Origin of the sequence: Rhodococcus daqingensis (assembly GCF_042665615.1) — a bacterium.
GTDB classification, from domain to species: Bacteria; Actinomycetota; Actinomycetes; order Mycobacteriales; family Mycobacteriaceae; genus Rhodococcus_G; species Rhodococcus_G daqingensis.
Genome location: NZ_JBHTCS010000010.1, coordinates 213,697 through 239,790, shown reverse-complemented (window position 1 = coordinate 239,790; position 26,094 = coordinate 213,697). Strand labels below are relative to the sequence as shown.

Genomic DNA, 26,094 nt, shown 5'->3' with positions numbered 1-26,094 from the left:
CTCCGAGGTGGCATCAGAGACTGGCGCGACGATCGATCCGCGCCAGTTCCGCACCGTGCTCGGCCAGTTCTGCACCGGCGTCACCATCATCACCACGGTCGACGACGGCGAGCCGGTCGGCTTCGCGTGCCAATCGTTCGCGGCGCTGTCGCTGGATCCGCCGCTGGTGCTGTTCTGCCCGACCAAGGCGTCGCGGTCCTGGGCGGCGATCGAGCGCAGCGGCAGGTTCTGCGTCAACGTGCTCGCGGAGGAGCAGCAGGAGGTGTGTGCCCGGTTCGGTTCCCGCGAACCGGACAAGTTCGGTGGAATCTCCTGGGAGGCATCGCCTCTCGGGTCACCGATCATCGACAGGTCGCTGGCACACATCGACTGCACGGTGGAGACCGTGCACGACGGCGGCGACCACTTCGTGGTGTTCGGTCGGGTGCACTCGATGAGTGAGATCAAGACCGAGCGTCCGCTGCTGTTCTACCGAGGGCAGTACACCGGCATCGAGCCGGATAAGACGGTCCCCGCGCCCTGGCGCGACGACCTGGAGGCGTTCCTCACCGCGACGACCGAGGACACCTGGCTGTAGGGCACCACCGAAGACGACTGAAGGGCACCTCTGTGAGGGGAGGTGCCCTTCAGTCGTTTCACGGGGCGGGGCCGCGAGTCGGCTCAGACCTCGAACTCGGCTGAGGTGCCGGTGAATCCGGTGAGACCGTAGGGTTCTCATGACAGAGAGGCGGAACGCGATGCACGTGTCCTGTGGACGACGACAGGCGTTGGCAGGTGTGATGGGTGCGCTCACCCTTCCCCTGATCCTCGTCGCACCTGCCGCTGCCGATCCGGCCGCAGCTGGCGCGACGCATGTCGGGGTCGTGGAGGCACGGTCATGTGCCAACCTGGGTGTCACGATCCCGCTCGACCCGGGGCAGGCCGAGAGGGCACGGGCGATGCTCCCGGCCGGGTTCGCCCTCGCCGCGCTGCCCACGATGCTGGTCGAGACCTCGACCTGCGCGGGTGCGAACGTGAACGGAACCGAGATCGGCCGATTCCACCTGTCCGAAGCCGCGCTGTCGGTCGAGCCGCCGCGGCCGATCGCGTCGCCGCGCCTGGGTGAGGCCCTCGCCGAGAACATCTACATGATCTCGCAGTTGGACACGAATGAGTTGCTGTCCGAGTTCAAGTCGGGGCTCGGCTATCGCAGTGAGCTCGTGGACATCACCCTCGACCTCGGCGCGCCCGATCAGCTCGGCAGGCTCGCCTCGGCGACGGCTGGCGGTGAACTTGCGCCGACCGCGGCCACCGCACAGTTGACGCCGTCACTGCTTCCCGACGACGTGCGGGTACCGAACCCCGGGATTGTGTACAAGTTGTGGACGCGGGATGCGCAGGGCCGCTACGTGGTCACCACGAACGCGAACATGACGATCGACCGCCCCGCGGCGGGTGTGGGGACCGTGATTGCTCCGGAGGGCACCGTGGTGCACCGGATTCTCGGCGGGGACAGCGCGAACGGTGTCGCCTTCTCCGGTCGCGCGGAGCGCTTCGTCAACGACACCTTCGTCATCCCCGCGGGCTGACCGCGCAGGGTCTCGTGTCCGACCCGCGGACGCCCTCGCCCGCCTCGGCTTCGAGGCGGGCGAGAGCGTGTCAGACGGTGAACTCCGCGGAGGTGCCGGTGAACTCGGAGATCTTGCCGTCGCGGCTCTTCTGATCGCCGAAGTGCTGGATCCGATAGCGGCCCGAGGGGGTGTCCGCGGGCACGTCCCAGGTGATCCGGGCGATCGATCCGTTCTGGCCCTCACGCCGCCAGCGGTATTTGGTGGACCAGTCGCCGTCGTCGGCGTGCCGGATCCAGCGCCCGCCGTCCCGGCGCTGCACCTCCAGGAAGGTCGCACCGTGGCGGAGGTTGTTCTTGGGGTGGCCGGTGACGAACTCGACGACCACCTGCTCACCGGCCGCGGTCCGTGGGTTCGGCTGGACCAGGATGTCGCCGAACCGGCGTCCGGGCGTGGGTTCGTCGAAGGTGACGCCGGCGACGAAGTTCGGCTGGAACGCGGACATGTCGCGGGGTGCCGGTCCGCGCGGGACCTCGCCTCCGGTGCGCAGGGCGACCGCGAGCCGGGCGTAGCCCTGCTGGTAGGCCGGAAGGGTGTTGCGGCCGAACAGGGTCGAGCCGCCCTCGTACTGCTGGGCCTCGTACTCCTCCGGCGTCGTGCAGTAGCTCGAGTAGGAGTTCGCGTAGCCCTGGAAGATCACGTTCTCGAGGGGTACGCCGAGTTCCTCGGCGACGGTGCGGCGGATGCGGAGGCCGGAGACGATGGTGAACTCGGCGGGCCCGCCGACCACGTAGATGTCGCCGATCCGGATGATCTGGATCTTCAGCACGTGGGGTACCCAGCCGTCCGGCGGGAGCAGGCCGACGGGGACCAGGACCAGCTTGGGTGCCTGGGCGTCCGCCAGCCAGTTCGGGACCGGGGCGTTCATCCCGCCGAGCGCATCGACCATCGGGTTGCGAGCGCCCTCGGGGAAGAGCGGGATCGCGGGGCCGTCCTCGATGCTGCCCGCGCTCATCGCGGCGCCGACGCATGCGGGCGCGGTGCGGCGCTGCTGCCCGTCGGGGGTGAAGCGGCCGTCGACGACCTGATCGGCCATGTCGAGGTACATCACCCGGCTGTCGACGGTGGTCGAGGACATCGGGTCGGCGTCGGCGTAGGCCTTGCGCGCCGCGGCGACCTGACGCTCGCCGATGATCCGGGTGTTCTCGAACTCGTCATCGGTCGGGCCCTTGCCGGGCTCGAGATGCAGATTGGGCGACATGTCGCCGGAGTTGGTCTGCGGGAAGGCCGCGACGAAGTCCGGGGCGCCGTCCAGGTAGCGGACGCCCTCGAGGTCGTGCTCCCAGAAATAGGCCGCGGCGCCCTTGTTGTCGCCCGAGATGAGGTAGTTCTCGTTGGTCAGGGACGCGCAGTGTGTGGCGAACCAGTTGATGGCGCCGATGTCCTTGCCGCCCTGACTGATCCGCAGGGTCCGCATCGACGAATCGATCCCCAGTGGGTAGTAGTCCTTGTCGCGTTGCGGGTTCCGGTCGAACGCCACGCGGGACCGGTTGACGCTGGCATCGGTGAGCTCGCTGCGGCCGTAGGCGACGGAGCCGGGGGAGAGGGTCTTGTGGGCGGTGGTGATCGCCTCGACGATGCCGTTGACCTCGGAGTCGAAGACCTGCTGCTGGAAACCCATGATCGCCAGGTTGTAGGCGTAGTCGTGCGACGCCCCGCCGCACGCGGCGTGGGAGTGCACAGCGGTCAGCATCACGTTGCGCTCGGTGTACGTGTCGCCGAAGGCATCGTGCAGGCGCCGGAGGACGGCGTCGTGCACGGACTGGAAGACCATGCAGGTGTCGACGCAGACGTAGACCACGCGCGCGTCGGCCGCGTCGGCGAACACGTACGCGCGGGCGCGGGTGCGTTGGTGCAGGCCCTGGGCGACCTGCTCGAAGCTCGAGTAGCCCATCATCCCGTTCTCGGCCACCGGGCCGGTCACGTCCGAGATGCCGACTCCGACACGGAGTCCGGCGCCCTGCGGGGCGCGGCGTCGGCCGGCGGGGGACGGGGTGGAGGCGAGGGCGGGGCCCGCGCCGATCGCGGCGAACGCGGGGCCTGCCGCGGCACCCGCGAGCACAGTCCGTCGACTGATCGTGACCACTGGGATCCTTTCGGGGAATCGGGCACCGTGTTGGTCAAGTGTCCAGATGACAGCACACACCACCGCAGCCCGGTTGGCAAGACCCTTCGGCGACATATCGTCCGCGGCCTTCGGCGGGATCAGAACGCGATGCGGCGAAGGCTGATTCGGGTCATTCGATGCTGGTGTCGCCGAGAGCCTCCAGGACCTGCCGAAGTCCGTCGGCGGTCTCGTCGCACACCCCTCGATCGACGTCGGCCAGCAGGAGGGCGTAGTTCGCGAAGTGGGCTTCGATCACCCCGCGCCCCACCTCCTGGCCCTGCTCGGTGAGTCGGATCTTGACGATGCGCCGGTCCTCGCCGTCTCGCACGCGTTCGACCAACCCCTTGGCCTCCATGCGGTCGATGCGGTTGGTGATCGCGCCGGAGGTCACCATCGAGGCCTTGATGAAGGCGCCCGCCGTCAGAGCGTAGGGCGGCCCCGATCGCTGCAGGGTGGCGAGGACGTCGAACTCGCCTGCCTCGAGGCCGTGCTGCGCGGCCGTGGCCTTGGCTGACTTGTCCACGATCCGCGCCAATCGCTGCGCCCGGGCGAAAAGCTGAACCGGCCAGAACTCCTCGACCAGGTCGGGGCGCTCCTCGGCCCATTGATCGAGGATCGCGTCTACGGCGTCGCTCATCGGTTCTCCTTCCACGTCGGCAATTTATCTCAACCTCAAGATACTTGACGTCGAGAGAGCTGTCTGCTTCTATTTATTTCAACATTAAGACAGTCAAGGTTGAACGACAGGAGCCGGCATGACACTGCTCACCCGCACACGTCCCGACGAATCCCGCGCCGTCCCCGCGCGACAGATCCCGGCGCTCTGGCTGGCACTGCTGGCGACGCCGCTCGCCGCCAGTGCGAACAGCCCGGTCCTGATCCTTCCGGAGATGGCCGACTCGTTCGGCGTCCGAACTGCGACGGCGACCTGGCTCGTCACGGTCTTCGCCTGGGCCATGGCGGTCGGCACCCCGCTGATGGCCGCGCTGCTGCGCCGCCGCGGACCGCGGCTCACCCTCGGCGTCTGCGCCGCGCTGATCGTGGCAGGCACCGCGCTCGTCGCCGTGGCGCCCTGGCTGCCGCTGGCGATGGCCGGCCGCGCGGCCCAGGCGGTCGGTGGAGCGGGCCTGGCCACCGTCGCGATGACCCTCGCGGGCTCGGCGCGCAGGATGGGCGTCATCACCGCGGGCTTCGGAATCCTCGGCGCGACGGGGCCGCTGCTCGGCTCGCTGATCGCCGACGTGGCGTCCTGGCGTGCGGCGCTTGCGATCTCGCTCGTGGCTCTCCTTGCCATCCCGGCCGTCGTCCGCCACCAGCCGGCCTTCGCACCCGCTCCCTCCGCCCCCTTCGACGCGCAGGGCGCGGCACTGCTCGTGCTCACCGCGACCGCCCTGGTCCTCATTCCCCGGTACCCGGCACCGGCCGTGGCCGCCGCGTTGGTGATCGGAGCCCTCCTGGCGGCCCACATCCGACGGCGTCCCGACGGCTTCGTGCCCGCGGCCCTGCTGCGCAGCCCGGCCTTCACCCTTTCGGTGACGCTCGTGTGCGCACTCGCGACCTCGTACTTCGCACTGCTGTTCACGATCCCGCAGCTGCTGCGCGATCGGACCGACTGGTCCAGCTCGATCATCGGAGCCGGCCAGCTCGTCGCCCTGCTGATCGGCTCCGTGCTCTCCCTGCTGCTGGCCACCGCCGCGGCGCGGATCGGCCGGGCTCGAGTTCTCGCCGCCTTGATCGGCGTCGGCACGCTGGCTCTGCTCACCGCCTGCCTCGCGCCGTGGGCGCCGCTGCTCCTGCTGGCGGCCACGCTGGCCGTTTTCGCCACCACCGCCGGGCAGGCCACGCTGTCGGTCTATGCGACCGGTGCCGCACCGGAATCGCAGCGCCCCACCGCAATCGGCCTTTTCAACCTCTGCTACCAGCTCGGCGGCGCCTTCGGCCCGGCGATCGCAGCCCTGATCGCCCTGAGCTGACCGACATCCGGATTCGGCGCGCGGCGGGGCAGCGGGACTATTGTCATCCGACCTGCGGGTCTACTATCGGAACTGCCAGAAGTATCGATGGGAAATCATCGGATCACGCACCGGGCGACCTTGTCGGCCACGGTGGCGATGCCGAGTTGCGCCAGCCGTCTCCCGGGAAACGCCGAGTGGTTTCCGGGGTGAGTCCGCGCCGAATCATGTTGCGCGGTGCAGTGGTAACGAAAAGCGGAGCTAGGCAGGGATCATCATGGCCAAGACACTGAAGACCGAGGAATCGATCACCATCGCACGCCCGGTCGCGGAGGTATTCGACTACATGTCGAACCCGGAAAACGCCCCCGCTTGGAACAGCAACCTCGTCGATTACGCGCAGGAATCCGGCAAGCCGGACGAGGTCGGTTCGGTGATGTCGTTGACGGCAAAGGTCGCCGGACTGAGGCTGGAGGCTACCGAGGAACTCACCGACTACCAGGCGAACAAGCATCTCGGGTTCCGCTCGAAGAAGTCGAAGGTCGGCTACGAGCGCGAACTGGACTTCGCCGCCGACGGTGCGGGTACCCGCGTGACCTGGCTTTCGGAGGCCGAGGCCGGCACCGGCCTGTTCAAGTTCGCCGATCCCATTGTGCAGAAGCTCCACTCACACGACGTCCGGGGTAGCCTCGCGAAGGCGAAGACGATCCTGGAATCCTGACGCTCACACCGTTTTCGCGTCGCCGAACGTCATCTTCAGGTCAGGGATGGTGGTGGTCATCAGCGCGCGGCGCGGCAGTCCGATCACGCGCAGCTCGTCGGCAATCGGGTGCGACCCCAATGTCAGTGTCGCGCCGCCGATCCGGGAGCGGACGCCGGACGGGTTCATGTCCCACGGGGTGTGCCGGGTGACACCGTCGAGATGTGAGTACGCCTCGACGGCGGTGCCGCCTCCCGATCCGGGCAGTGCGAAGCCCGGCTTGATGCGCAGTTCGGCGATCAGCCGGCCGTCCTGGCTGACCGATGCCCGCTTGGACCGGCTCGCGTGATCGGCCTCGAAGTCCGCCAGCACCTTGGGAAATCCCCAGATCCCACGACCGGCCGCCATCGTGAACTCGCCGTCGACGGGCAGCTGATGGATCAGCGCGCCCGCCCGGCCGGTCGCCAGCGACCTGAGGTCCGATACGACGGAAGGCCTGCCGATGTCGCGATGGTTGCGGACCATGAAGCAGACACCGAACTCGTTGTAGGGGCCCAGGTCTCCGTCCACGTAGTCGACGAACACCAGCGCGCACAGTCCGCGGCCGGGGCGATACCGGAGGATCTCCAGCCCGGTGTGGTCGATCAGCGCCTGCGCCGGGGCGGTCGGGACCGAGTAGATGGCCATGAACGCCGTCGCCTGCCGGATCTGCACCGGCATTTCGACGCGTTTGCCGAGTACGTCGTGGGAGGTGGCGCTGTGGGAGGTCACTGCGTCACCACGCCGCGCAGGCCGTCGACGCCGTAGACCTGCTCGAGCATCGAGCTGAAATCGGGTCCGCGCCGCAACATCTGGCCGCCGTCGACGTTGATGATTGGCCGGTGATCCAGGTGGACTCGTCGCCGAGCAGGAACCGTGCCAGTGCCGCGATGTCCTCCGGCTCGCCGATGCGGGGCAGGGGAGTGCAGGCCTGGTAGTCCTCGAGCAGTGGCCCGCCCTCGGTGATCAGGGCGACCAGATCGGTGCGGGTGAGCCCGGGTCGGATGCAGTTGACCCGGACGTTGCTGGCGCCCAGTTCATCCGCGCCGAGCTGGACGAGATGGTCGACGCCGGACTTCGAGACGCCGTATGCGCCGAACCAGCGGTGGGTGTTGCTGCTCGCGATGGAGGAGATCGCGACGAACGATCCGCCGCCGCCGCGGACCAGCTCGCGGGCGGAGTGCTTGAGGGTGAGCATGGTGCCGGTGACATTCAGTTCCACGGTGCGGCGCCAGGCATCGACGTCGATCTGGGTCACCGGGGCGATGGTCTCGTTGCCGCCTGCGCAGGCCACCGCCCCGTCGAGGCGACCGGTCACTGCCGCGGCGGCCGCGACCGCGCCGATCACCGCGTCCTCGTCGGTGACGTCGGCGGCGTGATGGGTGATCGACCCGTCGTGGGCGGGCGTGACCGACGCGGCGGCCTTGATCAGCTTCTCCTCGGAGCGTCCGCAGATGGTCACGTGGGCGCCGGAACCGGCCAGCAGGGAGGCGACACCGAGGCCGATTCCGCTGCCGCCTCCCGTCACCAGGATCGACTTGCCCCGCACAGCACCCGTGCCGTTCGCGTCCACCGCGACTCCCTCCGTTGTGCAACCTGTTCTACCACCGCCGCGGCGATTTGGATATGCAATGCCGCTGGCAGGAATAGGCTCGATTCACCCGGTGCGAGCAGGTTCGAAGAACGGCGGAGCGAGGGAGTGGACGGCATGCGACCCGACATCGAACTGGCCGACGGACGGTTCTACGCGGGGGAGTTCGGTGATCCGCGCCGGGACTACGCGTGGATGCGGGCCAACGAGCCGGTATTCCGTGATCGGACCGGGATGGCGGCGGCGGCGAGCTATACCGCGGTGGTGGACGCCGAACGCGATGCGGGGCTGTTCTCCAACGCCGGCGGCATCCGTCCCGAGATCGGCCCGCTGCCGCACATGATCGACATGGACGACCCGGATCACCTGCAGCGGCGCAAGCTGGTCAACACCGGCTTCACCCGCAAGCGGATCGAGGCGAAGATCGACGACATCGGCCGGATCTGCGACCAGCTGATCGACGCGGTGATCGACCGGGGGGAGTGCGACTTCGTCCGGGATCTGGCAGCGCCGCTGCCGATGGCCCTCATCGGCGACATGCTCGGCGTGCGGCCGCAGGAACGCGCGATGTTCCTCCGGTGGAGCGACGATCTGATGAACGGACAGGGCAGCAACGTCTCCGCGGACACGATCGACAGGATGATGTCGTCGTACGGAGCGTACGTCGACTTCACCATGCGGACTATCGAGGAGCGGCGCGCGGCGCCGACCAACGACCTCACCAGTGTTCTTGTGCACGCCGAGATCGACGGACAGCGGCTCGCCGACGAGGAGATCGTCGCCGAGACACTGCTGATCCTGATCGGCGGCGATGAGACGACCCGGCACGTGCTCAGCGGCGGCATGGAGCAGTTGCTGCGCAACCCGGAGCAGCGCGACAGGCTCGTCGCCGACCGGTCGCTGGTCCCGCAGGCGCTCGACGAGATGCTCCGCTGGGTGTCGCCGGTGAAGAACATGTGCCGCACCGTGACCCGGGACGTCGAGTTCCATGGGACCGGGCTGCGCGAGGGCGAGAAGATCATGCTGCTGTTCGAGTCGGCGAACTTCGACGAGACGGTGTTCGAGAACCCCGAGGTGTTCGATGTCGCCCGGGATCCGAACCCACACATCGCGTTCGGGTTCGGATCGCACTTCTGCCTGGGCAACCAGCTGGCCCGTCTGGAGGGCCGGATGATGTTCGAGCGGCTGCTCGAACGCATACCGGCGATGGAGCTGGCCACCGACGGGCCGCTGCCTGTCCGGCCCGCCAGCCACGTCACCGGTCTAGAGGAGATGCCGGTCCGCTGGTGATGCACTTCGCGCAGTGGTGCGGTTACGGAGTCGTCAGCGTCCGTAACCGCACCACTGCGGCGGAGCCGCCTACAGGCCCGCGAGCGACTCCATCTCCTTGATGAACTGCTCCGGCTGGCCGAGCAGCTGCGCGCTGCCGTGGGCGCGCTTGAAGAACAGGTGCGCGTCGTGCTCCCAGGTGATCGCGATGCCGCCGTGCAGCTGGATGGCGTCACCGGTGACCGCGAGCAGCGCCTCCGAGCAGTACGCCTTCGCGACCGCGGCGTCCGCAGCCGCGGACGGCAGGCCCTCACTGAGCGAGTACACCGCCGCGTACGACGCAGACCGGGCCGTCTCCACCAGGAAGTACAGGTCCGCCATCCGGTGCTTGAGGGCCTGGAAACTGCCGATCGCGCGACCGAACTGGACGCGGTCCTTGCTGTAGTCCACCGTCATCTGCAGGCAGCGCGCCGCGGCGCCGACCTGCTCGGCCGACAGCGCGACGATCGCGACGGTGCGGGCCCGCTCGAGCGCCGCGGACGCGTCGCCCTCGGTCAGGCGCACGGCCGGCGCCGAGGTGAACTCCACCAACGACATCGGACGGGTCAGGTCCATCGTCGGCAGCTGGCGGCGCACGACGCCGTCGGCGGACGGGTCCACCTCGAACAGACCGATGACACCGTCGACCGAGGCGGCGACGATCAGCACGTCGGCGTGATCGCCGTCGAGCACGTAGTGCGCGGTGCCCGAGACGGTGTACCCGTCTGCCTCGCTTCCGGACGCCGCGGCTGCGACCTCGTCACTGCGCCAATGTCCCTCGGGGCCCACCCAGCAGAGCGCGGCGACGGACGAGCCCTCGGCGATGCCGGGCAGCAGCCGCTCGCACGCCGCGGTGTTGCCGGTCGCCAGGATCGCCTGCGCGGCCAGCACCGCGGAACCGAACATCGGCGACGGTGTCAGCGCGGCGCCGAGCTCCTCGAGCACCAGGTGCTGCTCGACGAGGGTCGCGCCGAAGCCGCCGAACTCCTCAGGGATCGCGAGCGCCGCGACACCGACCTGCTGGCACAGCACGTCCCACAGACCGCGGTCGAACGCCTCGCCGGACTCGAGTGTCTTGCGCAGCGCGGCCGCGTCGGCGCGCTTGCCCAGCAGCTGGGCGACCGTCTTTCGCAGCTCGAGCTGCTCCTCCGTGAACACTCCGACCCCGCTCACAGCGCGCTCGCAATCCGTGCGCGGTGCGCGGAGGCGGTGCCCCACGCGGACTGCAGTGCCCGCACCTTGGTCAGCCACAGCGACAGATCGCACTCGAGGGTGTAACCGATCGCGCCGTGCACCTGGAGCGCCTTGCGTGAGGCCAGGTAGGCCGCGTTCGCGGCGGCGACCTTCGCGGCCGAGGTGTCGCGGGCGATGGTGTCGGACCCCTCGGCGAGGGAGATCGCCGCGCCGTACACCAGCGGGGTCGCCATCTCGACGGCGACCTTCGCGTCGGAGAGGTGATGCTTGACGGCCTGGAAGCTTCCGATGACACGACCGAACTGCGCACGGTTCTTCGCGTACTCGGTGGCGGTGTCGATCATCGCGTGACCGGCGCCGATCAGCTGCGCCGAGACCGCGAGAACCGCGAGGTCGTAGGCCTTCTCGGCGGCCGCGGCGACGTCGGGTCCCTGTGTCAGGGTCTCCACGGCCTCGACCTCGAACAGGCGGCGGGCCGGGTCGACCGACTCGAGCTGCGTGGTCGCGCGGACCAGTTCGAGGGTGTCACCCGAGACCCGCAGGACCGGGTCGGCGAGGTCCGCGTCGAGTGCCCGCGGGGTGGACGGCTCGAGCACCAGCGACGCGAGCGAGGTGCCCTCGGCGATGCTGGGCAGGAACCGCTTGGCCAGCGACTGGTCGCCCAGCGCGGACAGCAGCGCCGGGACCGCGGCGGCGGTCTCGACGAGCGGTCCGGGGACCGCGGCGCGGCCCAGCTCGATGAACGCGACAGCCAGGTCGGCGGGGTGCGCGGCGATGCCGTCGAACTCCTCGGGCACCGCGAGGGCGGTCACGCCGGTCTCGGCGAGCTGGGTCAGCAGCTCACGACCGGAGGCGGTGTCGTTCTCACCCCAGGAGCGAACGACGGCCGGGGTGTTGGCGCCGGCGAGCAGGCCGCGGAGGCTGTCCGCGAAGTCACGCTGCTCGGTGGACAGGGAGAATTTCATCGATCCGCCTTCGGGAGTCCGAGCAGCCGCTCGGCAACGATGTTGCGCTGAATTTCGTTGGTGCCGGCATAGATCGGGCCGGACAGCGAGAACAGGTAGCCGTCCTGCCACCGGCCGGCGAGCTCGCCGTCGGCGCCGAGCAGGTCGAGGGCCGTCTCGTGGATACGGACGTCGAGCTCGGACCAGAAGATCTTGTTGATCGAGCCCTCGACCCCGAGCGGCACACCCTCGAGCATGCGGGTGACGGTGCCCCAGGTGTGCAGGCGGTAGGCCTCGGCGCCGATCCAGGCGTCGACGACGCGGTCACGGGCGGCGGTGTCGGTGGAGTCCGCGTTGGCCTTCCACACCTCGACGAGGCGGTCGACGGCGGACATGAAGCGGCCGGGGCTGCGGAGCGACAGGCCGCGCTCGTTGCTGGCGGTGCTCATCGCCACGCCCCACCCGTTGTTGACCGCGCCCACGACGTCGGCGTCCGGGACGAAGACGTCCTCGAAGAAGATCTCCGCGAAGCCCGGCTCGCCGTCGAGCTGCGGGATCGGGCGCACGGTGACGCCGTCCTGGTTCAGCGGGAACATGAAGTAGGTCAGGCCCTTGTGGCGCTGCGCCTCCGGGTCGGTGCGGAACATGCCGAAGCCCCAGTCGGCGTATGTGGCGCGCGAGCTCCACGTCTTCTGCCCGTTGAGGATCCAGCCGCCCTCGGTGCGGCGGGCGGTCGAGCGGATACCGGCGAGGTCGCTGCCAGCCTCCGGCTCGGACCAGGCCTGCGCCCAGATGTCGTCGGCGCGGGACATGCGCGGCATGATGCGCGCGAGCTGCTCCTCGGTGCCGTGCTCGAACAGCGTCGGCGCGAACAGGAAGATGCCGTTCTGGCTGACCCGGCCGGGGGCGCCGGCCTTGTAGTACTCCTCCTCGAAGAGCACCCATTCGATCATCGAGGCGTCGCGTCCGCCGTACTCCGCCGGCCACGCGACGGTGGACAGGCGGGCGTCGGCCAGCTTGTGCTCCCACGCGCGGTGCGCCTCGAAGCCCTCCGCGGTGTCCATCGACGGCAGCGGCTGTGCCGGGACATTGGCCGCGAGCCATTCGCGCACTTCCAGCTGGAAGGCGCGGGCCTTTTCATCCAGTTCGAGATCCACTATTTCGCCTTCGCTTTCATACTGTTGACGTCCATTCCACCCAGCGAGTCCCGGCCGATCTCGGCGTTGTGGGCGTGGGCAAAGTGGTGCAGGCCGAACACCGAATCCATGCCGGCGCGCTGACCCATCAGGTCCTCGCACTGGTTGACGGCCTTCTTGGTCAGCGCCAGCCCGAACCGCGGCATCTGTGCCATCCGGGCGGCCAGCTCGCTTGTCTCGGCCGCGAGGTCGTCGCGGGAGACGACCCGGTTGACCATGCCGACCTCGTACGCGCGCTGCGCCGAGAACCGGTCACCGGTGAACAGGATCTCCTTCGCGAAACGCGACCCCAGCACCCACGGGTGCGCGAAGTACTCCACACCCGGGATGCCCATCCGGACAACGGGATCCGCGAAGAACGCGTCGTCGGAGGCCACGATCAGGTCGCAGCACCAGGCGAGCATGAGGCCGCCGGCGATACATGCCCCGTGGACCTGCGCGATCATCGGCTTCGGGATCTCCCGCCAGCGGCGGCACATCCCCAGGTACACCTCGGTCTCGCGGGAGAACCGCTGCTCGCCGCCGTCCTTGCCGAGGTGGTCCCACCACAGCGCGGCCTTGTTCTCGTAGTGCACGTGATGGTCACGACCGGGGGTGCCGATGTCGTGGCCGGCGCTGAAGTGCTCGCCGTTGCCGGCCAGCACGATCACCTTCACGTCGTCGTCCTCGACGGCCCGCTCGAAGGCGGCGTCGAGCGCGTAGGTCATCACCGAGTTCTGCGCGTTGCGGTAGTCCGGACGGTTCAGCGTCACGAACGCCACGTGATTGCGGACCTCGTAGGTGACGACGTCGCCCTCGTCGGGGAGCGCGGAAGGAGACGTCATGCCTTGCCCTCGCGCAGGTCGTTCTTGAGCACCTTGCCGGACGGGTTGCGCGGCAGGCCGTCGACGATCCGCACCTCGCGCGGGATCTTGAAGTTCGCCAGCCGCTCCTTGCAGAACCCCATCACCTCGTCCTCGGTCACCGCGGCGCCCGGCTTCGGCACCACGTACGCGCGGCCGACCTCGCCCATCCGCTCGTCCGGGACGCCGATGACCGCGACCTCGGCGACGGAATCCATACGGGCGAGGGTGTTTTCGACCTCGGCGGGGTAGACGTTGAAGCCACCCGAGATGTACATGTCCTTGAGGCGGTCGGTGATGTCGAGGTAGCCGCGCTCGTCGAGGACGCCGATATCGCCGGTGTGCAGCCAGCCGTCCGCGTCGATCGTCTTTGCGGTCGCCTCGGGGTCGTCGAGGTAGCCGAGCATGATGTTCTCGCCGCGCACCAGGATCTCGCCGTGCTCGCCGATCCGCACCTCCATACCGGGGATGGCCCGGCCCGAGGAGGTGGACACGGTGACCGGGTCGTCGTCGGTGCGACACATCGTCACCACGACCGCCTCGGTCTGGCCGTACGCGGTGAGGACCGCGTCGTAGCCGAGCTCGGACTGCAGGCGCTCGACAAGGACGACGGGGACCGCGGCGGCGCCGGTGATGGCGATCCGCAGGCTCGACAGGTCGTAGTCGTCGCGGGTCGGGAAGTCGAGGATCATCTGGTGGATCGTCGGGGCGCCCGGCAGGACGCTGATCTTCTCGTCGGCGATCGCCGCCATGATGGTCGGCACGTCGAACACCGCGGCCGGCACGATCGTCGCGCCGCGCAGGATGCAGACCATCAGTCCGGCCTTGTAGCCGAAAGTGTGGAAGAAGGGGTTGACGACCAGGTAGCGGTCGTCGCCGGTCACCTCGGCGCAGTCCGCCCACGCGTCGGCGATACCGACCGTCTGCCGGTGCGCGGTCATGACGCCCTTGCTCTTGCCGGTGGTGCCGGAGGTGAACAGGATGTCGGCGACGTCGTCGGGGTGGACGGCGCGGGCCCGCGCGTCAGCGGCCTCGACGGTGACGGGCTCGGCCGCCGCGGCGAGCTGGTCCCACTCGAGGATCTCGCCGCCGGGGAAGGTCGTCGTGGGGGCGTCGGCCGCCGGGTCGTCGGCCGGGGTGCGGACGACGAGCTTCAGCGCCGGAATGCCCTCGGGGCCCGCGGCGTCGAGGAGGTTCGCGAGACGGTCGGCCTTGAGGAATCTGGCCGGGACGACCAGGGCCTTGGCGTGCGTGCGCTCGAGGAGATCGAGCGCCTCGTGACCCGTGTAACGGGTGCTGATCGGGACCAGCGTCGCGCCCACGTACTGGGCGGCGAGGAACGCCTCGACCCAGTGGTGCGTGTTGGGGGCCCAGATCGCGACACGGTCGCCGGCCTCGACACCCTTGGCGATCAGCGCCCGCGCGGCGGTGCGTACGCGGTCGAGCAATTCGGCGTAAGTGGTGCGGTCCGATCCGTCGGCGACAGCCTCGTTCGACCCGAATTGTTCCGCCGCGCGCCACAGCGCGGCCGGGGTCGTCCGCGGCTCGGTGGTCACATCTGTGCTCACAATCTCTCCTATGGCGAGGCAGAACCTCTATACAAAGCAAGTGCTTGGTAGGGTACCGTATCGCTGTGGACGTTAGCCAGGGTGAGAGCGGGGCCGCCGACGCGGCCTTCGCCAAAGAAGTGCGCGAATGGCTCGAGGAGAACCTCTCAGGGAAGTTCGCCGAGCTGAAGGGCCTCGGTGGACCGGGGCGTGAACACGAGGCGTTCGAGGAGCGGCTCGAGTGGGATCGTCACCTGGCCGCCGCCGGCTGGACCTGCCTCGGATGGCCGAAGGAGTACGGCGGACGCGAGGCGACGCTGAGCCAGCAGATCATCTTCCATCAGGAGTACGCGCGGGCGAACGCGCCTGCACGTGTGAGCCACATCGGTGAGGAACTGCTCGGCCCGACGCTCATCGCGTTCGGCACCGAGGAGCAGAAGCAACGCTTCCTGCCGGGTATCAAGACCGTCACCGAACTGTGGTGCCAGGGCTATTCCGAGCCCGGCGCCGGATCCGACCTCGCGAACGTGTCGACCACCGCCCGGATCGAGGGCGACCAGTGGGTCGTCAACGGGCAGAAGGTGTGGACCTCGCTCGCGCACCTGTCGGACTGGTGCTTCGTCGTCGCCCGCACCGAGCCGGGGTCGTCACGGCACAAGGGCCTGTCCTACCTGCTGGTGCCGATGCACCAGGAGGGCGTCGAGGTCCGGCCGATCATCCAGCTCACCGGCACCTCCGAGTTCAACGAGGTGTTCTTCGACAACGCCCGTACCGACGCGGACCTCGTCGTCGGCGGCGAGGGCAACGGCTGGGGTGTCGCGATGGGCACGCTCACCTTCGAGCGTGGCGTCTCCACCCTCGGTCAGCAGATCGGCTTCGCCCGCGAACTCGAGTCCATCGTCGAACTGGCCGAGCGCAACGGTGCCGCCAGGAACCCGGCGATCCGCACCAAGATCTCCCGCGCCTGGATGGGCCTGCAGGTCATGCGCGCCCACGCGCTGCGCACCCTCGCGGCTGTCGACGCCAGCGCGAACGGCGGCGAGGCGTCCGTCGCGAAGCTGCTGTGGGCAAACTGGCATCGCGGCCTCGGCGAGCTCGCGATGGAGGTGCAGGGCGCCGCGTCACTGGTCGGGGTCGAGGACACCGAGCCCGGCGAGGAACTGAACGATCTGCAGCGGCTGTGGCTGTTCAGCCGGGCCGACACCATCTACGGCGGCTCGAACGAAATCCAACGAAACATCATCGCCGAGCGGGTGCTCGGACTTCCCCGAGAGGCTCGACCGTGACCACATCCCTCAAGTCCCCCCTGGCAGTCGCTCCCGCCGAGATCGAGGGCCACAACCTGCTCAAGGGCAAGAAGGTCGTCGTGACCGCGGCCGCGGGCACCGGGATCGGCTTCGCCACCGCGCGCCGGGCGCTGCTCGAGGGTGCCGACGTGCTGGTCTCGGACTTCCACGAGCGTCGCCTCGGCGAGACCGTCGAGAAGCTGTCCGCCGAGTTCGGTGGCCAGCAGGTCGAGTCGTTCGTCTGCGATGTCTCGAGCACCGAGCAGGTCGACGCGCTGATCGCCGGCTCGGCCGAGAAGCTCGGCCGCATCGACGTCCTGGTCAACAACGCCGGGCTCGGCGGCGAGACGCCGGTCGTGGACATGACCGACGAGCAGTGGGACCGCGTCATCGACATCACCCTCACCAGTACCTTCCGTGCCACCCGCGCGGCGCTGCGGTACTTCAAGTCGGTCGAGCACAACGGCGTCCTGGTCAACAACGCCTCCGTGCTCGGCTGGCGTGCGCAGCACTCGCAGGCGCACTACGCCGCGGCCAAGGCCGGCGTGATGGCACTGACCCGGTGCAGCGCGATCGAGGCGGCCGAGTACGGCGTCCGCATCAACGCGGTCGCCCCCTCCATCGCCCGCCACGCGTTCCTGGCGAAGGTGACCAGCGAGGAACTGCTCGACAAGCTGGCCGAGGGCGAGGCCTTCGGCCGCGCGGCCGAGGTGTGGGAGATCGCGGCGACCATCGCGATGCTCGCCAGCGACTACACCACCTACCTCACCGGCGAGATCGTCTCCATCTCCAGCCAGCGGGCCTAGGCGGCTGCGCCGCCCGTGCGTGGTTGACGAGTGTCAGCACTCGTGTCGTGGTTCAGGACATCGCTGACACTTGATGTCTCAGGACATCGTTGACACTGACCAGTTCTGCCCCGTGAGGTGCGGGGATGAACGGAGCAGGGTTTTCGATGGATCCGACGTTCGTGGCCACGATCGCGTCCGTGGCGGGAGGCGACCGCATCGACGTGGCCGCCTTTTGCCGCGAGCGTGAGATCTCCCGGCAGACGTTCTACAAGTACCTACGACGATTCAGGGCCGAGGGCGCCGACGGATTCACCCGCCGTAGCACCGCCCCGCTGCATCACCCGACCCGGTTCGACGGGGTGGTGCACGAGGCGGTGCTACGGGCCCGCAAGGAACTCGCGGACGCCGGCCTGGACAACGGGCCGATCTCGATCCGTTGGCGCCTCGATGAGATGGGGTTCGAACCCCTGCCCTCCCGGGTGAGCATCCATCGGATCCTCACCGAACGCGGGCAGATCGTCGCCGAGCCCCGCAAACGCCCCAAGCCGCGGCGACGCTTCGAATACTCAGACCCCGGCGGGTTGTGGCAGATCGACGGAATGGAGTTCTACCTCGCGACCGGGGAGAAGGTGTGCATCCTGCAGATCCTCGACGACCACTCCCGACTCGACGTCGGAACCTGCTCCGCCACAAGCGAGAACGGTGATGAGGCATGGAGGGCGCTGCAGCAGGCGTTCGCCGGTTACGGCTTACCGGTCAGAGTGCTCTTCGACAACGGGACCGCGTTCTCCTCCCGCCACCGCGGCGGCACATCGGCCCTGGAACGGCGACTCGCGGACGCCGGTGTCCAGACGATCACCTCGTCGATCTACCACCCGCAGACCTGCGGCAAGAACGAACGCTCACATCAGACGCTGCAGAAGTGGCTCCGGGCCAGAGCGACCCCGGAGACGCTCGAGGAGCTCGACGAACTGCTCGAGAAGTACCGCACGGTCTACAACAGCCGCCGTCACCAGTCTCTCGATGGCCGGACACCCCAACAGGTCTACGACGCCACACCTGTGGTCACCGCGACACCCGAACCCAAACACCGGCCCGGCACCACGACCCGGAAGGTGTCACCGACCGGCATCGTCCAGTTCGACGGGCACGCCATCACCATCGGCCGTAAGTGGGCGAACACCACCGCGACCGTGCACTGGCGCGGCGACGACGTCACCGTCATCATCGGTGACGTCGTCGCCCGCGAGCTCACCCTCAATCGCCACGTACGATCGCAGCCACTACCGACCACCTGTCAGCGAAGTTCTGAGACAGATGTGTCAGCGAAGTCCTGAGACAGGACACGAGTGTCAGCACTCGTCAACCACGCACAGGCGCGTAGCGCCTGTGGATAACCCGGCCCGCACTCGTCGATTCGGTCGGTGCCCGACGCCAGTGTCGTCGGCATGCCCGCAGAATTCTCGCCCGCAGCGCTTCAGATCCTCGTCGACCGGCAATACGGATTGGTCACCGCCGCGCAACTGCACGCCCTCGGATTCCCGCCGTCGCGAACACGGCAGCGCGTCGAAACCGGGCGTTGGCAGCGGGTGTTGCACGGGGTGTACGCGATCACCTCGGGCCTCCTCACCCGGGAGGCGATCCTCGAGGCGGCCCTGCTCTACGGTGGGACCGCGGCGCTGCTCAGCCACCGGACCGCGGCAGAGCTGTGGGGGATGGCACCGGTGGACGAGGCCGGCCCCGTGCATGTCACCGTTCCCTACGGTGTCTCCGCGATCGGTCAAGCCGCGACAGTGGTCGGACACGCGGTCGATGCCGACCACGTGGTGCCCGCGAAGGGGAGTGTCCTGCACCCCGGTGTGGTGGTACATCGGTCGCGGGCTCAACGGCACATCGGCGCCGCCGACCTCCTGCCGCCGCGCACGACCCGCGCGGACACCGCGCTCGACGTCGCCATCGCCCAGCCTTCGGCGCGCGAGGCATACGTCAGCCTGATCCGCACGGTCACCAACGCTCGCGTCCGGTTGGACGACATCCGGCGCCGGATGCAGGAGCGGACCCCGCGCCGCTACCGGAAGGCGCTCGAGGCGGCTGTGCGGTTGATGGCCGAGGGCGTCCAGTCGATGCTCGAGTACCACTTCGCGGTCGATGTGGAGCATGCCCACGGTCTGCCAATGGCTCGGCGGCAGGCGCCCGTGGTGGTCGACGGTCGGACGCTCTGGGAGGACTGCGACTACACCGAGCACGGTGTCCCGCTGATCGTTCGCCTCGACGGCCGCCGGGCGCACTCCATGCGCGAGGTGGCGTTCCGGGACCGCCGGCGCGACAACGCGGCCGAACTCGCCGACCGGCCTCGGCTGGTGTTCGGCTTCGAGGAGGTCACCGGGAACCCGTGCGGGGTCGCGCAGGACGTCGAGCGGGTCCTGCGCCGGGAGGGCTGGATCAGGCGCGACGAAAATACCTGTCGCGCTTGTGCGCGGCGGATGAGTCCTGACACTCGTCAACCGCGCACGGGCGGCGGAGCCGCCTAGACGGTGTAGCCGCCGTCGACGTTGAGCTTCTGGCCGGTGATGAAGCCGGCCTTCTCGCTCACGAGGAAGCACACGGCCTCGGCGATGTCGGCCGCGGAGCCGAAGCGCTGCAGGGGGATACGGCTCATCGCGACCGCCTGCGCGCGCTCGTCGAGGTCCGCGTTGCCCATCAGGCGCTCGGCCATCCCGTCGGTGAGCATGCCCGGCCCGACCGAGTTGAAGCGGACACCGAACCGGCCCTCCTCGGCGGCGAACGCGCGGACCAGGGCCTCGACGGCGCCCTTGGTCCCGGAGGAGAGGCCGTCCCGGACGGGGTAGCGGTCGGTGGCGGCGGTCGTCACCGCGACGACGGAGCCGCGGGTGGCGCGGAGGCCGGGGAGCAGCCCGTGCACGAGCGCGAAGAATGCGGTGGCCTCGGCGCCGAGGTGCTCGGAGTAGGTGTCGGGGGAGACCTTGGACAGGTGCACCATCGGGATGTGCGGACCGGCCGCGTGCACCAGCACCGACGGATCGCCGAGTTCGGCGCGGACCTCCGCGGCCCACTGCGCGACCCGCTCGCGGTCGGTCAGGTCGACGGAATCGGCGCGGGCCCGGCCGCCTGCCGCGGTGATCTCCTCGACCAGGGCGGCGGCGCGGTCGGCGCCGGAGCGGTAGGTGAACGCGACGGGGAGCCCCTGCGCGGCGAGCCGCCGGGTGATCTCGATGCCGATGCCGCCCGATCCACCGGTGACAACGGCGCAAGTGTTTTGCTGCACCCCAATACCCTAACAAGCGCTTGGTTGATACGCTGTCGGGTGTGACCCCTCCGCCGAGAGCTGCCGAAGAGTCTGCCAGCAAGTCCGGCCGCCGCGCCGAACTCCTCGCGCTGGCCGCGTCCCTGTTCGCCGAGCGCGGTCTGCGTGCCACCACGGTGCGCGACATCGCCGACTCGGCCGGGATCCTGTCCGGCAGTCTCTATCACCACTTCGATTCCAAGGAGTCGATGGTCGACGAGATCCTCAAGGGCTTCCTGGACGAGCTGTTCGGCCGCTACCGCGACATCGTCGCGGCCGGGCTCGGATCGCGCGCCACCCTCGAGGCGATGGTGGTCGCGTCGTTCGAGGCGATCGACGGTTCGCACGCCGCGGTCGCGATCTATCAGGACGAGGCCAAGCATCTGGTCGGCAACGAGCGCTTCGAGTACATCACCGAGCGCAACAAGGAGTTCCGCGGCCTGTGGGTCTCGGTCCTCGAGGCCGGCATCGAGGACGGCAGCTTCCGCCCCGACATCGACGTGGAGCTGGTGTACCGCTTCATGCGCGACACCGTCTGGGTGCCGGTGCGTTGGTACCGGCCGGGAGGCCCGATGACCGCGGAAACGGTCGCCAAGCAGTATCTCGCCATTGTGCTCGACGGGCTCTCGAGCCCGCAGTCACGGTCCGATTCGTAGGGAGTTTCCATGCCTGAGGCATACATTGTTGACGCCATCCGCACCGCTGTCGGAAAGAAGGGCGGCGCCCTCTCCGCGGTGCACCCCGCGGACCTCGGCGCCGGGGTGATCAAGCAGCTGCTCGAGCGCAACCAGGTCGACCCGAACGAGATCGACGACGTCGTCTTCGGCTGTGTCGACGCCATCGGTCCGCAGGCCGGCAACATCGCCCGCACCGCGTGGCTGGCGGCGGGCTACCCCGAGGAGGTGCCCGGGGTCACCGTCGACCGTCAGTGCGGATCGAGCCAGCAGGCACTGCATTTCGCGGCCCAGGCGATCCTCAGCGGGACCGCGGACCTGATGGTGGCCGGCGGCGTCCAGAACATGAGCATGATCCCGATCGCCTCGGCGATGGTCGTCGGCGAGCAGTTCGGTTTCGAGACCCCGTTCAAGGGTTCGAAGGGCTGGGAGCACCGCTACGGCGACGAGGAGGTCTCGCAGTTCCACGGCGCCGAGCTGATCGCGGAGAAGTGGGACATCAGCCGCGAGGAGATGGAGCGCTGGGCGCTGCAGAGCCACGAGCGCGCACGCAAGGCGATCGCCGAGGGACGCTTCGACAAGGAGATCGTGCCGGTCGGCGAGTTCAGCATCGACGAGGGCCCCCGCGAGACCAGCCTGGAGAAGATGGCCGGACTCAAGACCCTGACCGAGGGTGGACGCCTCACCGCGGCGCTGGCCAGCCAGATCTCCGACGGTGCGAGCGCGACGCTGCTCGCCTCCGAGGCCGCGGTCGAGGCACACGGGCTCAAGCCCCGCGCCCGGATCCATCACCTCAGCGCCCGCGGCGCCTCGCCGATCCTCATGCTCAGCGCGCCGATCCCGGCGACCAAGTACGCGCTGGAGAAGACCGGCCTGACCATCGACGACATCGACGTCATCGAGATCAACGAGGCGTTCGCCCCCGTCGTGCTGTCCTGGATCAAGGAGATCGGCGCGGATCCGGCGAAGGTCAACGTCAACGGCGGCGCGATCGCGAACGGGCACCCGCTCGGCGCGACCGGCACCAAGCTGTTCGCGACGATGCTCAACGAGCTCGAGCGGACGGGTGGACGCTACGGCCTGCAGACCATCTGCGAGGGCGGCGGCACCGCGAACGTCACCATCATCGAGCGCCTGGGCTAGAAAGTCCTTTCGGCACAAACAGGTTCGGCCCCGCACTCACCGCGAACGAGGGAGCGCGGGGCCGAACTGCGTGTCGGCCGCGGGGTCAGCGGATGGTGCCGATGAGGGCGGTCAGTGCGTCGGCGATGCGCTCACACCATTGCTCTTCGTCCTCGTGGCCACGTGAGACCCCGCGGATCATCGTCGCCGAGACCAACAGGTCGAACACGATGTCGGCGGTCGACTCCGCCTTGTCGGACGCCCCGGGGACCTCGTGGAGGATTCGTGCGATCAACGCTCTCCTGGCGGGCAATTCGGCCAGCTGGACGACACGCGCGTACACCCCGTCGTTGTGCATCCAGGTGGACAGTAGCCCGGGGATGGCCGAGCGTGCCGCCGGGTCGGCAATGCGCCCCAGGAACATCTTGGTCCACGCCAGCAGGTCGGCGCGTAGGTCGTCGGTGGGCTCGGGCAGCGTGAAGTCTCCGCCCTTGAGCTCGAAAACCGCGTCCTCGATGATCATTTCGCGGGTGGCCCAGCGTCGGTAGATCGCGGGTGCACTGACCTTCGCCCTCCGGGCGATGGCCTGGATGGTGGTCTTCTGATACCCGGCCTCGATGAGCAGCTCGACGGTCGCCGCGAGCACCGCGCGGTCGACCTGGGGATCTCGGGGCCGGCCGGGGCCAGCCGGTTCGACAGGACGATCTCCGGATCCATTCACATCGCCGGACATTACCGGAGCGGATTGCCCCCGGAGCCAAACTCGTTACGGGGTGACACGGAACTCATCACACTGTGGGATGCGGCTCAGCGCTATCGTCGGGATATGTGCCGAAACATCACCGAGCTCCGCGGCCTCGAGCCGGCCGCCACCGCGGAGGAGATCGAGGCGGCCGCCCGTCAGTACGTCCGGAAGGTGAGCGGCGTCCAGAAGCTGTCTGACGCCACCAGGGAACCCTTCGAGCAGGCGGTGGCCGAGGTCACCGCCACCACGATGCGGCTGCTCGGCGTGCTTCCCGCCCGCAAGCAGCCGCCCGCGACGGTGCCGCCGCTGCGCAGGCCCGACGTCCGCGCGCGGATGGCCGCGGCAGCCGCGAACGGCTGAAGGGCACCGCCGGCCGGATGAACCGGCCGATGGTGCCCTTCGACGTGGGGGAGTGCGCTCAGGCGCGCACCGGCGGTGCCGGTCAGGCGCGCAGCGCGCCCAGCGCGTCGATCCGCTTCACGGCGTCGGCCACGATCCGGTCGATCAGCTCCTGGCAGCTCGGCAGGTCGTCGATCATGCCGACCACCTGACCGGACGCGAGCACGCCGGCCTCGGTGTCGCCGTCGACCAGGCCGGCCTTGAGCAGCATCGGGGTGTTGGCGTTCATGACGATCTGCAGCCACGTCTTGTCCGTGTTCTTGCGCATCGCCAGACCCTCCTTGAGGAGGGTCGGCCAGGAGTTGCCGGTCATCTTCCTGACCTTCGGCGCGTTCTTGGCCGCCGCGACGAGTCCCCGGATGTAGCTGGACTTCTCGAGGCTGTTCACCAGGTCGGTGTTGAGCACGCGGTGCGGCATGCCGTCGACCTTCACCGACACCGTGGTGCCCTGTAGATCGCGCTTGAGGTACTCCTGCTTGACCGAATCCGGGACCGCGCTGTCGCTGGTGAGCAGGAAGCGGGTGCCCATCGCGACGCCCGCGGCGCCGTAGGACAGCGCCGCCGCCAGGCCGCGACCGTCGAAGAAGCCGCCGCCGGCGATCACCGGGATGTCGACCGCGTCGAGGACCGACGGCAGCAGCAGCGTCGTCGCGACGCCACCGGTGTGCCCGCCGCCCTCGCCGCCCTGCACGACCACCGCGTCCGCGCCCCACGAGGCGACCTTGACCGCGTGCTTGGCGGCACCGATCGAGGGCACCACGACGACGCCGTTGTCCTTGAGCTTGCTGATCAGGTCCTTCTTCGGCGCCAGCGCGAACGAGGCGACCTTGACGCCCTCGCGGATCAGCAGGTCGCACCGCTGCCCGGCGTCCGACGCGTCGGCGCGCATGTTGACGCCGAACGGCTTGTCGGTGAGCTGCTTGGTCTTCTTGATCGCCGCCTCGAGCTCCTCGTAGGTCATCGTCGCCGAGGCGAGGATGCCGAGGCCGCCCGCGTTGCAGGTGGCCGCGGTCAGGCGCGGGCCGGACACCCAACCCATGCCGGTCTGCACGATCGGGTGCTCGATGCCGACCAGTTCGGTCAGCGCCGTGCGCAGCACGGCGGTCATGCCTGGACCTCGCGCTCACGCAGTCCGCGTGGGTCGATGACCTCGCGGATCAAGCGCAGCTCCTCGGCGGTGGGCTCGCGGGTCACGCCAGCCTCGGCCAGCCCGGCGACCTCGAAGGAGGTGTTCTCGGCGACCTCGTCCGCGGTGACCCCCGGGTGCAGGCTCAGCGCCCGCAGGGTGTGGTCCGGTCCGCCGAAGTCGAAGACCCCGAGGTTGCTCACCACGCGGTGCAGATGCAGGTACTTGAACGCGGGGTTCTCGGGATCGACCTTGTCGTAGCCGATGCCGGAGACGACGTCCACCTTGTCCACGAACACCCGCGAGGTGTGCTTGGGGACGAAGTAGCTGGTGGCGTGGTTGATGGTGTTGCCGGGGGCGCCGCGGACGCCGAACATCTGCCGGGTCGGCTGCTGCAGCGGGCCGAACGCGGAGAGGTTCTGGTTGCCGTAGCGGTCGAGCTGGTTGGCGCCCATGACCACGTGACGGCGACCGGAGGCCACGACGTCGAACACCTTGCGGAACGGCATCCAGCCCTCGATCGGGGCCTTGGCGCCGACCGCGGGGGTGTCGCTGAAGATCAGCGCCTCGCCGTCGGTGATGAGCAGGTCGGGCTCGGTGGTGAGCCGGGCCAGGCGCGCGCCGATGGTCGCCAGCGTCGACATCGGGCTGGCCATGATCTCGCCTGCGCCCGAGAAGATCTCGGCGCACGCGATCGCGCAGTACTCCGCGCGGGTGATGGTCTCGGTGGAGGTCATGCCTGCTCCTCTGCGAACTTCTTGACGGCGGCCTGGTAGTCGTCCTCGCTGCCGGACAGGTAGGTGTCGACGAAGACCTGCCACGACTCGGGGGTCTTGGCGGCCTCGGCGTAGTGACGCTGGAACTTCTCGTCGCGGCCGTAGCTCTCGCCCGCGAGCGTGAAGTGGGCGCCGTTCGGGGCCTCCACGACGCCGTCGACCATCATGCGGTTGAGCAGAAGCGACTGCAGCGGAACGGCCTTCACCAGCTCCTCGGTCTCGACGATGCGCTCGACGGAGACGTAGCGCTTCTCGGCGGCCATGCAGTACAGGTCGTCGAAGTACGGGTCGACGCCGTTGTAGGCGGCGTTGCCGTGCTTGTCGCCCAGGTTCAGGTGCACGAACGACGCGTCGAGGTTCAGCGCGGGCATCGCGATGAGGGTCTCAGCCTTGCCGGACTCGTCGGCGTACGGCGAGGTGACGGTCTTGAGCTCGTCGCCCCAGAAGTTCTGGACGTCCGAGCCGAGTCCCGCGCGGATCGGCAGGAAGGGCAGGCGGGCCGCGGCGGCCTCGAGGCCGCACTTGACCATGCCCTCGTCCATCTCGCGGACCTCGATGGCGCCGGTGGTGCGGGCCTTGGCGAACCACGGGTCGTAGAACGGTGCGGAGTCCAGGGACACGAAGCCGTAGTAGGCCTTCTTGACCTTGCCGGCCGAGCACAGCAGGCCGAGGTCCGGTCCGCCGTAGGTGACGACGGTCAGGTCGGTGATGTCCGAGCGCAGAATCGCGCGCACGAACGCCATCGGCTTGCGGCGCGAGCCCCAGCCGCCGAGGCCGATCGTCATGCCACTGCGCAGTTCGCCGACGACCTCGTCGAGCGACATCCTCTTGTCACGCATTGTCTTTC

At 69.0% G+C, this 26,094-nt stretch carries 25 protein-coding genes and 1 pseudogene; 12 read left to right on the top strand and 14 right to left on the bottom strand.

The genetic code is table 11. The annotated features are described in order from the left end of the window. The first annotated feature begins 7 nt into the window (after positions 1 to 7). Positions 8 to 577 (top strand): 3-hydroxy-9,10-secoandrosta-1,3,5(10)-triene-9,17-dione monooxygenase reductase subunit, encoded by a 570-nt coding sequence (gene hsaB, locus ACFQS9_RS08870; protein WP_378403619.1) that lies wholly within the window; start codon positions 8 to 10, stop codon positions 575 to 577. 139 nt (positions 578 to 716) lie between these two features. Beyond that, positions 717 to 1,568, top strand: a complete 852-nt coding sequence (locus ACFQS9_RS08865) for a hypothetical protein (protein WP_378403617.1) — start codon at positions 717 to 719, stop codon at positions 1,566 to 1,568. A 70-nt stretch (positions 1,569 to 1,638) separates the two neighbouring features. Here the strand turns inward: ACFQS9_RS08865 and ACFQS9_RS08860 are convergent, their stop codons facing one another. Together ACFQS9_RS08860 and ACFQS9_RS08855 are read right to left on the bottom strand one after the other, a co-directional pair. Next, a complete protein-coding gene (locus tag ACFQS9_RS08860; protein ID WP_378403615.1) occupies positions 1,639 to 3,693 on the bottom strand; it encodes a neutral/alkaline ceramidase in 2,055 nt (684 codons plus the stop codon). Between the two features lie 151 nt (positions 3,694 to 3,844). Further along, positions 3,845 to 4,351, bottom strand: a complete 507-nt coding sequence (locus ACFQS9_RS08855) for a MarR family winged helix-turn-helix transcriptional regulator (RefSeq protein ID WP_378403613.1) — start codon at positions 4,349 to 4,351, stop codon at positions 3,845 to 3,847. A 118-nt stretch (positions 4,352 to 4,469) separates the two neighbouring features. Here ACFQS9_RS08855 and ACFQS9_RS08850 point away from each other — a divergent pair, with 118 nt between their 5' ends. Both ACFQS9_RS08850 and ACFQS9_RS08845 read left to right on the top strand, forming a co-directional pair. After that, complete coding sequence (locus ACFQS9_RS08850; RefSeq protein WP_378403611.1) at positions 4,470 to 5,687, top strand: MFS transporter; 1,218 nt, start codon at positions 4,470 to 4,472, stop codon at positions 5,685 to 5,687. Positions 5,688 to 5,943: 256 nt separating this feature from the next. Further along, positions 5,944 to 6,387, top strand: a complete 444-nt coding sequence (locus ACFQS9_RS08845; protein WP_378403609.1) for an SRPBCC family protein — start codon at positions 5,944 to 5,946, stop codon at positions 6,385 to 6,387. A gap of 3 nt (positions 6,388 to 6,390) precedes the next feature. On the opposite strand, the gene ACFQS9_RS08840 is transcribed toward ACFQS9_RS08845, so the two are convergent. Both ACFQS9_RS08840 and ACFQS9_RS08835 read right to left on the bottom strand, forming a co-directional pair. Then, positions 6,391 to 7,086 carry an acetoacetate decarboxylase family protein gene (locus ACFQS9_RS08840; RefSeq protein WP_378403689.1) on the bottom strand — a complete coding sequence of 232 codons (696 nt, stop codon included), beginning with the start codon at positions 7,084 to 7,086 and terminating at the stop codon, positions 6,391 to 6,393. Positions 7,087 to 7,133: 47 nt separating this feature from the next. After that, positions 7,134 to 7,978: pseudogene (locus ACFQS9_RS08835) on the bottom strand (SDR family oxidoreductase). 135 nt (positions 7,979 to 8,113) lie between these two features. On the opposite strand from ACFQS9_RS08835, the gene ACFQS9_RS08830 reads away from it, so the two are divergent. Then, the gene (locus ACFQS9_RS08830; protein WP_378403607.1) at positions 8,114 to 9,286 is read left to right on the top strand and encodes a cytochrome P450; all 1,173 of its coding nucleotides are present in this window, start codon (positions 8,114 to 8,116) and stop codon (positions 9,284 to 9,286) included. A 69-nt stretch (positions 9,287 to 9,355) separates the two neighbouring features. On the opposite strand, the gene ACFQS9_RS08825 is transcribed toward ACFQS9_RS08830, so the two are convergent. The 5 genes from ACFQS9_RS08825 to ACFQS9_RS08805 are packed head-to-tail and all read right to left on the bottom strand — an operon-like array spanning position 9,356 to position 15,036. Beyond that, positions 9,356 to 10,477: an acyl-CoA dehydrogenase family protein gene (locus ACFQS9_RS08825; RefSeq protein ID WP_378403606.1), complete on the bottom strand. Its 1,122-nt coding sequence runs from the start codon at positions 10,475 to 10,477 to the stop codon at positions 9,356 to 9,358. Continuing rightward, positions 10,474 to 11,463, bottom strand: coding sequence for an acyl-CoA dehydrogenase family protein (locus tag ACFQS9_RS08820; protein WP_378403605.1), 990 nt, complete (start codon positions 11,461 to 11,463; stop codon positions 10,474 to 10,476). Before ACFQS9_RS08820 ends, ACFQS9_RS08825 begins: the two co-directional genes overlap by 4 nt. Then, complete coding sequence (locus ACFQS9_RS08815; RefSeq protein WP_378403603.1) at positions 11,460 to 12,599, bottom strand: acyl-CoA dehydrogenase family protein; 1,140 nt, start codon at positions 12,597 to 12,599, stop codon at positions 11,460 to 11,462. The genes ACFQS9_RS08820 and ACFQS9_RS08815 overlap by 4 nt, the downstream gene beginning before the upstream one ends. Then, positions 12,599 to 13,462 (bottom strand): enoyl-CoA hydratase, encoded by an 864-nt coding sequence (locus tag ACFQS9_RS08810; protein ID WP_378403601.1) that lies wholly within the window; start codon positions 13,460 to 13,462, stop codon positions 12,599 to 12,601. The genes ACFQS9_RS08815 and ACFQS9_RS08810 overlap by 1 nt, the downstream gene beginning before the upstream one ends. Next, a complete protein-coding gene (locus ACFQS9_RS08805) occupies positions 13,459 to 15,036 on the bottom strand; it encodes a FadD3 family acyl-CoA ligase (protein WP_378403688.1) in 1,578 nt (525 codons plus the stop codon). The genes ACFQS9_RS08810 and ACFQS9_RS08805 overlap by 4 nt, the downstream gene beginning before the upstream one ends. Before the next feature lie 77 nt (positions 15,037 to 15,113). On the opposite strand from ACFQS9_RS08805, the gene ACFQS9_RS08800 reads away from it, so the two are divergent. From ACFQS9_RS08800 to ACFQS9_RS08785, 4 genes are all read left to right on the top strand, one after another. Next, a complete protein-coding gene (locus tag ACFQS9_RS08800) occupies positions 15,114 to 16,313 on the top strand; it encodes an acyl-CoA dehydrogenase family protein (protein WP_378403600.1) in 1,200 nt (399 codons plus the stop codon). Next, positions 16,310 to 17,119: an SDR family oxidoreductase gene (locus ACFQS9_RS08795; RefSeq protein WP_378403598.1), complete on the top strand. Its 810-nt coding sequence runs from the start codon at positions 16,310 to 16,312 to the stop codon at positions 17,117 to 17,119. Before ACFQS9_RS08800 ends, ACFQS9_RS08795 begins: the two co-directional genes overlap by 4 nt. Positions 17,120 to 17,265: 146 nt before the next feature. Continuing rightward, positions 17,266 to 18,438, top strand: coding sequence for a DDE-type integrase/transposase/recombinase (locus tag ACFQS9_RS08790; RefSeq protein ID WP_378403596.1), 1,173 nt, complete (start codon positions 17,266 to 17,268; stop codon positions 18,436 to 18,438). A 111-nt stretch (positions 18,439 to 18,549) separates the two neighbouring features. Next, entirely contained in the window at positions 18,550 to 19,632 is a 1,083-nt protein-coding gene (locus tag ACFQS9_RS08785; RefSeq protein WP_378403594.1) for a type IV toxin-antitoxin system AbiEi family antitoxin domain-containing protein, read from the top strand. Here the strand turns inward: ACFQS9_RS08785 and ACFQS9_RS08780 are convergent. Then, the gene (locus ACFQS9_RS08780) at positions 19,629 to 20,387 is read right to left on the bottom strand and encodes an SDR family NAD(P)-dependent oxidoreductase (protein WP_378403593.1); all 759 of its coding nucleotides are present in this window, start codon (positions 20,385 to 20,387) and stop codon (positions 19,629 to 19,631) included. The two genes, ACFQS9_RS08785 and ACFQS9_RS08780, sit on opposite strands and share 4 nt — an antisense overlap. Before the next feature lie 41 nt (positions 20,388 to 20,428). On the opposite strand from ACFQS9_RS08780, the gene ACFQS9_RS08775 reads away from it, so the two are divergent. Continuing rightward, on the top strand, positions 20,429 to 21,061 hold the full coding sequence (locus ACFQS9_RS08775; RefSeq protein WP_378403592.1) for a TetR/AcrR family transcriptional regulator: 633 nt from the start codon (positions 20,429 to 20,431) through the stop codon (positions 21,059 to 21,061). A 9-nt stretch (positions 21,062 to 21,070) separates the two neighbouring features. Continuing rightward, on the top strand, positions 21,071 to 22,222 hold the full coding sequence (locus ACFQS9_RS08770; RefSeq protein WP_378403590.1) for an acetyl-CoA C-acetyltransferase: 1,152 nt from the start codon (positions 21,071 to 21,073) through the stop codon (positions 22,220 to 22,222). A gap of 85 nt (positions 22,223 to 22,307) precedes the next feature. Here the strand turns inward: ACFQS9_RS08770 and ACFQS9_RS08765 are convergent, their stop codons facing one another. Continuing rightward, on the bottom strand, positions 22,308 to 22,847 hold the full coding sequence (locus ACFQS9_RS08765; protein ID WP_378403588.1) for a TetR/AcrR family transcriptional regulator: 540 nt from the start codon (positions 22,845 to 22,847) through the stop codon (positions 22,308 to 22,310). 180 nt (positions 22,848 to 23,027) lie between these two features. Between ACFQS9_RS08765 and ACFQS9_RS08760 the strand changes: the two genes are divergently transcribed. Then, positions 23,028 to 23,306 (top strand): DUF2277 domain-containing protein, encoded by a 279-nt coding sequence (locus ACFQS9_RS08760; RefSeq protein ID WP_378403586.1) that lies wholly within the window; start codon positions 23,028 to 23,030, stop codon positions 23,304 to 23,306. Positions 23,307 to 23,388: 82 nt separating this feature from the next. Here ACFQS9_RS08760 and ACFQS9_RS08755 read toward each other — a convergent pair whose 3' ends face one another. From ACFQS9_RS08755 to ipdA, 3 genes are read right to left on the bottom strand one after another with little or no spacing between them, the layout of a single operon-like run. Beyond that, positions 23,389 to 24,453: an NAD(P)H-dependent flavin oxidoreductase gene (locus ACFQS9_RS08755; RefSeq protein WP_378403584.1), complete on the bottom strand. Its 1,065-nt coding sequence runs from the start codon at positions 24,451 to 24,453 to the stop codon at positions 23,389 to 23,391. Next, the gene (gene ipdB, locus ACFQS9_RS08750; protein ID WP_378403582.1) at positions 24,450 to 25,208 is read right to left on the bottom strand and encodes a cholesterol ring-cleaving hydrolase subunit IpdB; all 759 of its coding nucleotides are present in this window, start codon (positions 25,206 to 25,208) and stop codon (positions 24,450 to 24,452) included. Before ipdB ends, ACFQS9_RS08755 begins: the two co-directional genes overlap by 4 nt. Continuing rightward, entirely contained in the window at positions 25,205 to 26,086 is an 882-nt protein-coding gene (ipdA, locus tag ACFQS9_RS08745; RefSeq protein WP_378403580.1) for a cholesterol ring-cleaving hydrolase subunit IpdA, read from the bottom strand. Before ipdA ends, ipdB begins: the two co-directional genes overlap by 4 nt. Positions 26,087 to 26,094 lie beyond the last annotated feature (8 nt).

Bases quoted from the DNA above. Each gene is read 5' to 3' on its own strand.
- ipdA (WP_378403580.1), bottom strand. From the start codon at position 26,086: ATGCGTGACAAGAGGATGTCGCTCGACGAGGTCGTCGGCGAACTGCGC.
- ACFQS9_RS08770 (WP_378403590.1), top strand. From the start codon at position 21,071: ATGCCTGAGGCATACATTGTTGACGCCATCCGCACCGCTGTCGGAAAG.
- ACFQS9_RS08785 (WP_378403594.1), top strand. From the start codon at position 18,550: ATGCCCGCAGAATTCTCGCCCGCAGCGCTTCAGATCCTCGTCGACCGG.
- ACFQS9_RS08820 (WP_378403605.1), bottom strand. From the start codon at position 11,463: ATGAAATTCTCCCTGTCCACCGAGCAGCGTGACTTCGCGGACAGCCTC.
- ACFQS9_RS08755 (WP_378403584.1), bottom strand. From the start codon at position 24,453: ATGACCGCCGTGCTGCGCACGGCGCTGACCGAACTGGTCGGCATCGAG.
- ACFQS9_RS08830 (WP_378403607.1), top strand. From the start codon at position 8,114: ATGCGACCCGACATCGAACTGGCCGACGGACGGTTCTACGCGGGGGAG.
- ACFQS9_RS08760 (WP_378403586.1), top strand. From the start codon at position 23,028: ATGTGCCGAAACATCACCGAGCTCCGCGGCCTCGAGCCGGCCGCCACC.
- ACFQS9_RS08850 (WP_378403611.1), top strand. From the start codon at position 4,470: ATGACACTGCTCACCCGCACACGTCCCGACGAATCCCGCGCCGTCCCC.
- ACFQS9_RS08845 (WP_378403609.1), top strand. From the start codon at position 5,944: ATGGCCAAGACACTGAAGACCGAGGAATCGATCACCATCGCACGCCCG.
- ipdB (WP_378403582.1), bottom strand. From the start codon at position 25,208: ATGACCTCCACCGAGACCATCACCCGCGCGGAGTACTGCGCGATCGCG.
- ACFQS9_RS08840 (WP_378403689.1), bottom strand. From the start codon at position 7,086: ATGCCGGTGCAGATCCGGCAGGCGACGGCGTTCATGGCCATCTACTCG.
- ACFQS9_RS08855 (WP_378403613.1), bottom strand. From the start codon at position 4,351: ATGAGCGACGCCGTAGACGCGATCCTCGATCAATGGGCCGAGGAGCGC.
- ACFQS9_RS08790 (WP_378403596.1), top strand. From the start codon at position 17,266: ATGGATCCGACGTTCGTGGCCACGATCGCGTCCGTGGCGGGAGGCGAC.
- ACFQS9_RS08810 (WP_378403601.1), bottom strand. From the start codon at position 13,462: ATGACGTCTCCTTCCGCGCTCCCCGACGAGGGCGACGTCGTCACCTAC.
- ACFQS9_RS08865 (WP_378403617.1), top strand. From the start codon at position 717: ATGACAGAGAGGCGGAACGCGATGCACGTGTCCTGTGGACGACGACAG.